The sequence below is a fragment of the Collinsella sp. CLA-JM-H32B genome (assembly GCF_040098065.1).
Lineage (GTDB): Bacteria > Actinomycetota > Coriobacteriia > Coriobacteriales > Coriobacteriaceae > Collinsella.
The window spans coordinates 39,236-50,049 of the sequence record NZ_JBBNNA010000016.1; the positions used below are offsets into that span (position 1 = coordinate 39,236).

Annotated in this window: 10 protein-coding genes; 2 read left to right on the plus strand and 8 right to left on the minus strand. The window is 50.9% G+C overall.

Annotated elements, in window-relative coordinates:
- Positions 1–377 precede the first annotated feature (377 nt).
- Entirely contained in the window at positions 378–1,706 is a 1,329-nt protein-coding gene (locus AAA138_RS08520; RefSeq protein WP_349090452.1) for a hypothetical protein, read from the plus strand.
- Between the two features lie 846 nt (positions 1,707–2,552).
- Here the strand turns inward: AAA138_RS08520 and AAA138_RS08525 are convergent.
- Positions 2,553–4,055 (minus strand): reverse transcriptase domain-containing protein, encoded by a 1,503-nt coding sequence (locus tag AAA138_RS08525; RefSeq protein WP_349090453.1) that lies wholly within the window; start codon positions 4,053–4,055, stop codon positions 2,553–2,555.
- A gap of 160 nt (positions 4,056–4,215) precedes the next feature.
- Here AAA138_RS08525 and AAA138_RS08530 point away from each other — a divergent pair, with 160 nt between their 5' ends.
- The gene (locus tag AAA138_RS08530) at positions 4,216–4,395 is read left to right on the plus strand and encodes a hypothetical protein (RefSeq protein WP_349090454.1); all 180 of its coding nucleotides are present in this window, start codon (positions 4,216–4,218) and stop codon (positions 4,393–4,395) included.
- A gap of 459 nt (positions 4,396–4,854) precedes the next feature.
- On the opposite strand, the gene AAA138_RS08535 is transcribed toward AAA138_RS08530, so the two are convergent.
- The 7 genes from AAA138_RS08535 to AAA138_RS08565 all read right to left on the minus strand — a co-directional run.
- Positions 4,855–5,772 carry an acyltransferase family protein gene (locus tag AAA138_RS08535; RefSeq protein WP_349090456.1) on the minus strand — a complete coding sequence of 306 codons (918 nt, stop codon included), beginning with the start codon at positions 5,770–5,772 and terminating at the stop codon, positions 4,855–4,857.
- Complete coding sequence (locus AAA138_RS08540) at positions 5,751–5,909, minus strand: hypothetical protein (protein WP_349090465.1); 159 nt, start codon at positions 5,907–5,909, stop codon at positions 5,751–5,753. The genes AAA138_RS08535 and AAA138_RS08540 overlap by 22 nt, the downstream gene beginning before the upstream one ends.
- Before the next feature lie 31 nt (positions 5,910–5,940).
- A complete protein-coding gene (locus AAA138_RS08545; RefSeq protein WP_349090457.1) occupies positions 5,941–7,128 on the minus strand; it encodes an acyltransferase family protein in 1,188 nt (395 codons plus the stop codon).
- The gene (locus tag AAA138_RS08550; RefSeq protein ID WP_349090459.1) at positions 7,116–7,646 is read right to left on the minus strand and encodes a DapH/DapD/GlmU-related protein; all 531 of its coding nucleotides are present in this window, start codon (positions 7,644–7,646) and stop codon (positions 7,116–7,118) included. Before AAA138_RS08550 ends, AAA138_RS08545 begins: the two co-directional genes overlap by 13 nt.
- Positions 7,643–8,896, minus strand: coding sequence for a glycosyltransferase (locus AAA138_RS08555; RefSeq protein ID WP_349090460.1), 1,254 nt, complete (start codon positions 8,894–8,896; stop codon positions 7,643–7,645). Before AAA138_RS08555 ends, AAA138_RS08550 begins: the two co-directional genes overlap by 4 nt.
- 2 nt (positions 8,897–8,898) lie before the next feature.
- Positions 8,899–10,050: a glycosyltransferase family 4 protein gene (locus tag AAA138_RS08560; RefSeq protein WP_349090461.1), complete on the minus strand. Its 1,152-nt coding sequence runs from the start codon at positions 10,048–10,050 to the stop codon at positions 8,899–8,901.
- Positions 10,051–10,053: 3 nt separating this feature from the next.
- A partial coding sequence (locus AAA138_RS08565; RefSeq protein ID WP_349090462.1) for a UDP-N-acetylglucosamine 2-epimerase occupies positions 10,054–10,814 on the minus strand: 761 nt, incomplete at its 5' end.

Genomic DNA, 10,814 nt, shown 5'->3' on the forward strand with positions numbered 1-10,814 from the left:
GGGCGTCCGCTCGCCCAAAATGGCATCAGATGTCAAAACCTCCGGGTTTTATAAGGGCGGAGCCGTTTGGCGGTTCGGCCCTAATTTTTTGCCCAAACGCCATACAAACGCAAACAGTAGCACGAGTGGCGAAATCGAAAGGCATAGGAGCGCGGCCAGCAGCGTGGCCACACCCCACGTCAGCCCTTCTCGTATCTGCTCGCGCGTCACGACAGGATCTCGTACACGCGCTTCTGAACGGTCGAGTATAGGCTGCCGAGCTCCTGCCTCCTTGCCTCCCCGTTGCTGATAGAATCAAGGATGGAAAGACGGACATTTCCTACAACCAAAAGCTCGACAAATTTCTTTTCATCTTTGATTTAGTGTAGGTGAGCGAAATGACGACTCATGCATACGATGACCTTTATTCTTATCTAGCCGCATTCAAGAACAGCTCTCTTGCCGAAATAAATGCGTACCTAGAAGAACTGGGGCAAAGGAGGTTCGACGCCTTCACTAGGAGCCTTGCACCCCTTATCCCAATCGAAAAATTCGAAAATCAATCCCTATTCAATTTTTCTGTTGACTCCACCCTTGAAGGGGGAAAATTCCCCTGCACTGACTATGCCTGTCGAGAGCAAAACGTTTACCACTTAGCAAAGTTCTCAGCATTGTATGCAGATAAAACCCTGATTCATTGTCCTATAGATTCGGCATTCGAAATGGGGCACGATGATTATGTCTCAGTCGATGAACTTGCATTCGGGATCTATTTGACTATGCGAGTCGAAGACATAGTCAAAGCTGGAATACTCGGATTTTCGAGCAATTATATTCCTCTTTGCGAAAAATGCCTGGCGCGACAAATCGAAAGAGAGTCAAAAGCAAAAGGATTGATATCGAGTTATTGGGATGATCTCGTACGACAATTTTGCTCCTCTACCACGTGCACTTTAAAACGAGCGCCGGATGGGGTTCTGTATGTAGCGATTGAGGGAATGGATGCATATGGGTCCCATGAGGAGATAGATGTCGATTTCCTGGAAATCCCGTCTGAATACGAATCGCTCTATGCAAGCCAAGGCGAAACGCGATTGGATAGAGACATGCTGGAAAACGGTGGCGTTGTGGCTCTCTTACTGCCATTGTTGAACGATTGCTTCCAAGCCCTCGTCAATCCATATTTTTCGAATAGCTCGTATTTAACCACTCGTCCCGCTCAGATTGAGTTCCTCGAGTCCGCAACTTCCACCCTTTATCCTCGAAAGGATCAGACCCTACCCATTCGCCGGTTATCTTGTCCCCTCCCCATTGCTGAAAATGCGACATTGCGTAGCATCCTTGATTGCCGCATTAGAAACGAAGAGTCGTTTCTTGTGTTTAGGGATACCTTGTCCAAAGGCCTGAGCGAAAGGCCCATCGACAGTTCAACATTAACTGACCTAAAGAACGACCTAATAGAGCCCGAGCTTCACAAGATATCTTTGGTGATGAAAAACGAACGATCCCGATTAGTCACCTCCGCAGGCATTGAAGCCGCTATCGGAATTGCAAGCTTTACATTGGGGCAATACGGAGTCGCATCACCTTGTGATGTCATGACCATCCTCGGGGCTGACGGCATAGGGGCCGTTGCATCTCAATCCGCAGATTTCTTGCGAGAAGCCAAGGCAAAAGAGAACCCCATGTATTTCCTCTGGAAGCTCAATAGAAACAACCGTCTGTAACCTAATAAGAGAACTGACTGAAATATAGTCATCGAATTTTGCAGAGGACCACGCCGGCCCTAGCGCCCGCACGTAATAGCGATCACGCCCAAAAACGCATACCAACATTGATATTGAATAATCGGGGCACAACGATAAACGCTGGACTCATGAGGAGTTCCCCGCCTCAAACAGACAGTTCGTCTTACTCAATCAAAAGAAAACGGGGACACACCCAGTGGATGCATCCCCGATAAGAAGGTATCAACCTTCTTTGTATTGTGAGTGAGTATTATAGCTATAGTCTTGTTCCCAAAAGAGACTATTTTCTAATTCACAAACCAGCCATTAATCAGGCCGCTAATAAATGCGAAACCAGTTCTTATTTGGTCATTACGAAGATAGTAGCTCTCGTTGCGATACATTCTTTCAGCTAGCCTGCGCAGCTGTTTTCCTTTATTACTCCTTACCCCGATTGAAGCCATAGTGCTGTGAAGGTACAACGTAGTCGCAATATGCTGTAGCCGATCGTTTGATAGCTCAGCCTTAACATTCACATCTTGGAGCTTAAGTCCTGTCACAGCATTTCTTACGTCATACTAAACGTTATACGACCGGAGCCTGAAATAATTATTGTTATGTTTTAAATAACTCAGAGCTTCTTGTTTGCTCATCAAGTTGAACGCTACGCCCTTACGCTCCAAATGCTCAATCTGTTGTTCAGGAGTAAGCCATGGTTTATCGTGCATAACGCCCCCCACCGGTCATTCTTTATTAGTGAACAGAATATCAAGCAATTGACATTGAAAAGTTGTAAGGCGAAGCCCCGCAGGGGCAACGATTAAGGGCAACTACTAATTGGTTTAATTAATTGTCTATTTGTAGTCGAAATCGATCGGCGCTATAGCAGCAAAATGCCCGAGCACTCAAGCGTTTAATCTTCCTGTAAATCTTAGCCTCATCGGGGGGAATCGGATCATTTGGAAACGCCTTCTGGGCTCTCGCCACGTAGGATAGAAAGTTCCCATAGCGAAAAAATGCAGAAGGGTCCGCATCACCCGATGGGCACAACCTTCTTCCCTTAATACCAAGTGGCGAATAATGTTGATACAGAGCAGAGACCCGCTTCTTGGACGCATGTCTCCCCTCCCCCTGATTAGAACGCGCAATCGCTGCGGCAGCCTTATTGAGACGCTTGTAGTACCTTCCAACCGTAGACTGTCGAAGTCTTACAACGCGCCCGTCAAAGTCAAATCCCAGGAAACTGATTTTCTGCACCGGATGTGCACCGGAGTACGAAAGGACCTTACCCGCACGAACGCTTTCAAAATCAAGCTGAGCAACTCCGTCGCCATCAAGCCGGAACGCCTTGGTTTTCTCAGGCTGCAGTTTAACGGAATCAACATCGGCCATTAGATTGATGGCCTCTACAAGTGCATCAAAGCCAGACTTTGGAACGGCAATAATAAAGTCATCGCAGTAGCGAAGATACAAGCCGCCAACCCGTTCAACGGCAAGCTTGACTTTCATGTCGATATCGGCCATATAGATGTTAGCGAGCACTCCACTTGCGGCAAGACCCTGAGGAATTCCCAGCCCAATACCCGTTCGCTTCCACGGTCTGGTGATAACCTTACTTTTGTTTACAAGAAACTCAGACTTTGGCAAGATAACATCCAGCTTATTAAGTTCGCGAATAGACTTGAACCGAAGCTCGATAGCTGCATCGCTGATCATTTTATCCCGAGTAGGATCGATTGCTGGCCATGGCAATTCATGTCGAGCAGCCAAATCAGCAATAGGCCAGCACGAATAGCGGAGGATATTTTTAATGACTTGATAATGATCGTCCGGCAAGCGTCCACTGGGAAACAACGAACGCAACGACGTCATTAAATGAGCATGATTTAAATTGTCGAAGAAGCTCTCGAAATCACCCGTAACCACAAAAGCCGAATCTTGCTCGCGTATATAATCGAAGGCCTTTTTAGCTGAGGAAATATTGCTGGCAGCAGTTACGGCGCTGTCTGATGAAAGCGAAGAGCGGTATGCTACGGCAACCTCATTAAACTCTTCGGCAATAGCCTTCTTGTTATATAAGTCCGACCAAAGATAAGAGTAGTACTGGAAGACGCGATGATCAAAATGCGAGGCATAAGCGATATTGCGAACCTTGTAGCTTCGCTTACCTCCACGATACCGAACAGTAATGATCTCGTTGGAAATTAAAGGGTAGAACGCGTGGTCGGAAACGTACCCTGGATCTAGGATCTTGGTCTGAGCTTCGGCAAAAGAAACCCTATAATCAAAATGGGCATATGAGCTTTTGGAACTATATCGAGGAATACGAGCAATATCGAACTCGGCCAAAATACCCCCAAATAAATCAACCTGTCCGGATCAACAAGCGGCGGCTAACCCTCCCCGGACAGGCTAATCAAAGGCGCAGCAAGTGCAACCAACGCTTTCGCGGCCACCTAAAACAATGCTTGCCTATGGCATACTAGACGAAAGCGAGGAATTGGTACTTATGACCATCGAAGCCCTTATCCGGCTAGCCGCAGGCAACGCTGGCGTCAATGTTGCGAACGTCGGAATTTCGTCGTTTGCTATATTGACGGCAGTAGCGCACCCCATCGCCAATTCGCGATGGGCAGGAAACTTTATTCCCTTTTCAGTCAATGCTAAACAGCAAAAAGGCCAGTTTTAGCAAGCACTCAATTGCAGAACAAGGACCTGCGCATCCCTAACAACATGCGGATTGGAATAGGCACTGTTAGCGCCGGGCGATTTTAGCCACTGATAGTCAAACGATTTTGACCAATCCCGATTACCGAATAATGGCCACCGCGCCTCCCCGCCGCCACTACGCTGGTGGCGCCAACACGCCGGCGTTAGGAGGACCATAGAGGTGAACGAGAGACACGATGACCTACAGGAGATTATAGACGCGGCGCTCCGGGAGATGGCCGCGGAGGAGGGCGACGGGTTCGACCCGCAGGCATGCAACCTCGCGGAGTTCTGCAGGAGGACGGGGCCCACCCACTGCTGGCCGAATAAAACAATTTGCGAAATAATCTTCACGGCACCGGGGCACCGACCGGCAGCGATGCCCCGAAAGATAATTCGCACTTCCTTCAATCCGATAAGTAATTTCTGCCTTACCGGACTATTCACCTTCGATTGAATTAACCCATTCATCAAATGAATCAAGCATACGTCCGACGAAACAAGAGTCGATAAATTTAAACAAAGGCTGTTCAAAAAACCTCTGTCTCATTAGATCCAATAGAACACAAGCAACATATAACGCACAGGTGAAAATAATGCCCTCGAATAGCAACACGATAGAGGGAGAACTATAGATCGAGGCAAGAGACGGCCACAACGTCTTTCTCACCAGCCAGTTTTCATGTATTAAATAAACAGCGAAAGAACCAGATGCCAGCATATTGATAGAAAGGATTGAACCAATTTTTAGTTCCGATGCAGCTCTAAACACGCAAACGGATATGCACAGCATGAAAATCGAGTTCATTGCAGTAAGGGGCATCTTGCGAACTCCACAAGCGCAAGATATTACAAAGCTGGATATATAGATGACGGCAAAGCAAATGCCAATCAGTCTATAATCCAGGCGCCTAGACCACGAAATCCCCCAAAGACGAATATATCCAGCAATTAGATATAGATAAACGAACCATACAAACCCATTAACAATAAAATCCATATGGGTAAACGTCGGAATAACCGACAAAGGGACAAACATGAAAATTAAAAATCTATAAAGCTGCTTTTGACTGAGCTTATTCAATAGTAGCCTCAAGACCGGACTAACAATAACCATGCCGATATATGAAGTTACAAACCAATACATTGAGCTAATACAAGGAATGAAAGACTTGACAACGTTAGAGCCGCTGTCAACAACAGCTGGATTAAAGATCAGATAAAGCAAAAGAATGCTTACTGAATAAAACACTGTTTCAAATACCACGCGCAACAGCGATCTGGATTTGAAGGTCGAGCAAGCTGTCATATAACCAGATATCAGAATGAACAGATTTACACCGAGCTCCCCCCCCATGCAAGAAGCAATAAAACACCCGTCTTAATGGGATCGTCAGCGGTAGCCGGCGCATAGTAACCCAAATGATGCAAAACTATTAAAATCATCGAAACAATACGCAGCAGCTCGAAATTTGACTGACGTTGTTTATTCATGTTTCTCCCAAATACTGAAATTGACTATTTGCTAGTCCCTTCCCAACCGCAAGCATTTCCCATAAGTAGCCATTGCTATCTCGTGCAGAAGCACGATAACCCACTCCGCAGCTCTGTTTATCATCGAACAAAAGGGCCTCATAAGCCTTTGGCGTAGAAGATCAAAGAGAATACAAAAAACGAATACTCCCATCGCCACAGCCAGCGAGAACATCATATACGCCATGCCATTCAGGCCCAAAGAGCCCACGGCGCCGCCGATCAGACGAGATGCTACCGTGTCAGTAAGAATAAGGTAAACGGCCAGCGTGCCGGTAGCCGCCTTATTGATAATCAGATTAGTCCGGGGATTTTTCGTTGATGCGATTGTCAGCGCACCAAGCGCGAGAAACATCGGGGGAAGGCACGCCGGTGTATTAAGCCAAAGCTGATGACTAAGCATAGATTTGCCCATAATCAGCAACGGAAACCCAAACAGAACCTGTGTCCCGATTCCCAACGCAAGTCCCAATGCCAACAATCGTTTTCCCAGGCGCCCATTCAGTAGAAACTCTGAATAATGCCATCGAAGACAGGTTATTAATACGTATTGGTAAACAAATAGCCAAACTGAATAGGACATATCGAATCGAATTAACCCATTTAGAAAAGAAAATGGGAACAGAGAATAGAGAAGCAACAGGACAAAGCAAAGAAGCGAATGTGCCCGTTTGTCCAACGAACGAAGCCCCTCGTTTAAAAAGGGGCAGAGCAGCAGGAAAATCGCATAGCTCGTTGTGTACCACCAATGCGAAGACATCAAGGGAAAGAAAGCACCAAACAAAGCGTGGCACAAACCGCCCAGCGAGAAAGAACCTCCTACTGCGCATTGAGTCGCCAACGTTGTCGCAAATAGGATTGTCCCATAGAACAAAAGCTGCGCCTCGAGCGTGCAGACGCGTTTGACGTTCTTCCCAAGTCCCTGGATCTCCTCAGATAAGAACCATGCGCTGATGCCAAAGAACAGACAGTCACCAAGCCCACCGAAGTTGGATAGTAAATTCACCAAGAACAGCGCTATCCCCCCCCCCGGAGTGCAAGCGGAGGAAAGAGAGTCGTAATCCCAGGGAAAGTGGCTAAGGGGAATACATGCCATGCCCAATAAGCGTAGAAACTCAATGTTTGAGTTACGATTCGTGGCAGATCTTCGTTTTCCTGATGCTGCTATCACACTTCCCATCTATTCCTCACATACCTTCCAGGGTTATTAAAGTTGACGACCTTGGCGTAGTTACCGACCGCCGTGGCATTAGCTGGAATATCTTTCGTGACAACGCTCCCAGCACCTATGGTGACGTTGTCTCCGATATGAACATTCTCGACTAGGCTGCAGGCGGGACCGATATAGACGTTATCCCCGATAACCGCAGCATCACCATCAATAGCTCCGATAGTCGTGAACTGGGATAAATTAACATTGTTGCCCAGGATAGCAGTGGGGTTTACGACAACGGGACCGTTGTGTCCAATATATAAGCCGTAACCCACGGTGGCTCTACGATGAATCTGAATGTTCTGACGGTTGCGATTGATCTTCCAGAGAAACGCACCGATTAGCTTTTCGATACCAGTAGAGTTCACAAGCCTGAATGCAACCTGCCAACGAAACGTCTTGTTTCTAAGATATTCGGAAGCGACTCCTCGAAAGGTTGGAACGACGCCATACCTCACAGCGTCACTTTTGACGTATTCATTCACGAGAAAGACCCTCCACTTGAAGAAATCGATTCATAGATGCGAAGCAATGTAGAGAGGTTGGCGTCCCTATCATGAGTCTTGGATGAACGTTCACGCGAAGCATGGGAGAATTCCATAGCCAAAGAATCATCGTCAAACAGTCGTTTGACGTACCAGGCAAGCATATAAGGGGCACTCGATTGGTAGAGGAAGCCTTCCTTGCCATGATCGAGCAGATCGGAAACCCCACCAACGTTCGACGAGACGACTGGGCAGCCGAGCAACATCGCCTCCCCGACAGAATTAGGCGAATTCTCAATAGTCGAGGGCGACACAAAGACATGCGTGCGTAGGTAGCGATCACGCATCGCATGCGCATCGAGCGGACCGAGGAACCTAACGTTATCTCGAAGCCCAAGCTCGTCTATAAGGCGCGCGATGTACAGCTGATAGGAGTTGCGCCCCAGGTTGCGCTTGAGACTGTCGCGAAAGACGGTCTCCCCCGTGGTGTAAAGGACAACGTCTGGATAGTCAGCCTTGAGCATGGAAAGTGCCTGAAGCGCGTAGTGGAAGCCTTTTACGGGATATGAGCACTGGCTGACGAAAAGGCTATGTCTCTCAACGGCATCCAATTTCCAGTCGCCGGCGTAGAACTCGTCGCGCAGCGATTCGTTGCAGTGATGATATTTGGCATTCGGGTTCACTTGGTAAGCGCAAGCCTTGTCCCACTCGGTGCGACCGATAACGTGCTTGGCAAGCCTGAGGCATTCCCTTTCGGCTTCACCGTGACGGATGAAGGCCAGGCGCGCCTTTTCCAGCGACGTGCGGCGAATGAAATCCCCAAAGCTCGGATGGCGCATCACGGGTTCGGGGACGCCCTCGGAGTAGTGATATCGGCCGTATATCGACACAAGGCCCTGAATCGAGACCACCGTCGAGGCATCGATCCCTAGCTTGCAGGCAGCTTCGACGGCCTTGAGAGAATGCGGGGCCTCGGTCCCCCATACATGCACCGCATCAGGCTTGAAGGCCTTCAGTCTATCAGCGAACCACGATGGCTGAACATCCGCGGGAAACGAGCAGAAGGACAAGGCACCCGCATGTCCAGACACTTCCTCCCCGCCAGGGAAGAGGACGAGCAGTTCCGTGCCATCCATGCCCAAGAGACTCGACGCGGTCGAGTCAAGCCATCCGCCGAATACACCGCCGTCAATCCCGGCGGCTCGCGAAACCGGCAAAGGGGCCTTGTTGCATACCCAGGCTAAGCGCATTCTTAAAATCCTTTCTCACCAAACAGAAAGCAGGCCAATTGGTTGGAATAGGCGCGGTAGTCAAGCAATTGCCTTGCAGTCGAAACCGATTCCCCGCGCATGCGTGCAAGCTCGGCAGGTGAAAGTACGATGGCGCGCCTCAGGGCGTTGGCGCACGCACTCGCGGAGTAGCCATCGACCACGACGGCGTTCGAGCTCTCCGAAAGGAACTCGCCAAGGTCGGACGTTAGGTTCGAAATCACGGGGACGCCGCTGCCGAGACTCTCTGTCACCTTGGTTGGCATGCCCGCCTGGGCGAAGGTCTTCGAGGGGTCGCGCATCAAGATGGTAAAGTCGCTGCAATGCAGCGCCTCGATGACCTCGGAGCGCGGAACGCGGCCGTGAGCACGAACGCACTCCGGCAAAGGCTCACCGTCACGCATAAGCCCGCGCGCCTGACCATCGGTCACACCATACAGGTCAAGTCGCAGACGCCCCCTCTCCTCCGCGGACAACTCGCTTATCGCCGCGAGCACGATGTGGAGCGCGTCCTTCTTTGCAGGCGATCCCGCGTACATCAAACGCACCTCGCCCTTCGGCCGGACTGAAATATCGCGCGGCGCAAGTTCCTCGATATCGAGGACGGCGGGGACGCGCAGGACGTTACAGCCCATCGCCTCGAAATGGCGCTGGAGATAGCTGCTGATGGCTATGACCTTGACAGCAGGGTCAACGGCCTGCTTGAGAAGCCTGATGTGATCACGATACCCACCGTCCCGCTCGCCCTTCGGGAACTGCTCGGGCTCAAACCATTCGGTGAAATCCCCGGCAAAGACAGTTCCGCGGCTTCGGCACGCCGCCTTCATCGCCTCTAGCGACCTTGCAGGAAGAAAAGAGAAGACGATAGCGTCGTACTCATCGACGTGTGCGCGCACGAAAGAAGCAGCCCTTTGGCCCATCAGCCTCCACATTGCCCAGTTAAGAAACTTATTATCGGGATAAGGGTTGAGCGTGTAGCATTTAAAGCCGTCGAACACTGACTCGTCACCCATGCCGCAGAGTTCAACGTCGCATCCCTGCATCCGAAGAGCGCGAGCCAGCATAAGGAGCCGGGTGGCTCCGGCATCGCCCTCGGGGAATTGGAAAGACGATATGAATAGGACCCTCTTTGACACGCCTTACCTCCCAGCCTTCCTCCACACCATCTTGTCCACGACGCCTGTGTAGCTCTGGATGATCTTGACCACCTTGGTGGACACGGTCTCGTCGGCGTAGTCGGGCACGGGGGCCTCGGGCAGCGACCCCTCCGCGTCGAGCTCGACGGCGGTGTGGACGGCCTGCAGCAGGCCGCGCTCGCTGATACCGGCCAGCGTGAAGCAGGCCTTGTCCAGGGCCTCGGGGCGCTCGGTGGAGGTGCGGATGCACACCGCCGGGAACGGGCGGCCGACGCTCGCGAAGAAGCTGGACTCCTCGGGCAGCGTGCCGGAGTCGGACACCACCGCGAAGGCGTTCATCTGCAGGCAGTTGTAGTCGTGGAAGCCCATGGGCTCGTGCATGCGCACGCGCGGGTCGAGCTTAAAGCCGGTGGCCTCCAGGCGCTTGCGGGAGCGCGGGTGGCAGGAGTACAGGATCGGCATGTCGTACTTCTCCGCGAGCGCGTTGATGGCGGTGAACAGGCTCGTGAAGTTGGCCTCGGTGTCGATGTTCTCCTCGCGGTGGGCGGAGAGCAGCATGTAGCGCTTGGGCTCCAGGCCGAGCTCGGAGAGCACTTTTGAGGCCTCGATCTTCTCGAGGCTGGCGCGCAGGACCTCCGCCATGGGAGAGCCCGTGACGTAGGTGCGCTCCGGGGCGCAGCCGGTGTCCTTGAGGTAGCGGCGGGCGTGCTCGGAGTAGGCCAGGTTGACGTCGGAGATCACGTCGACGATGCGGCGGTTGGTCT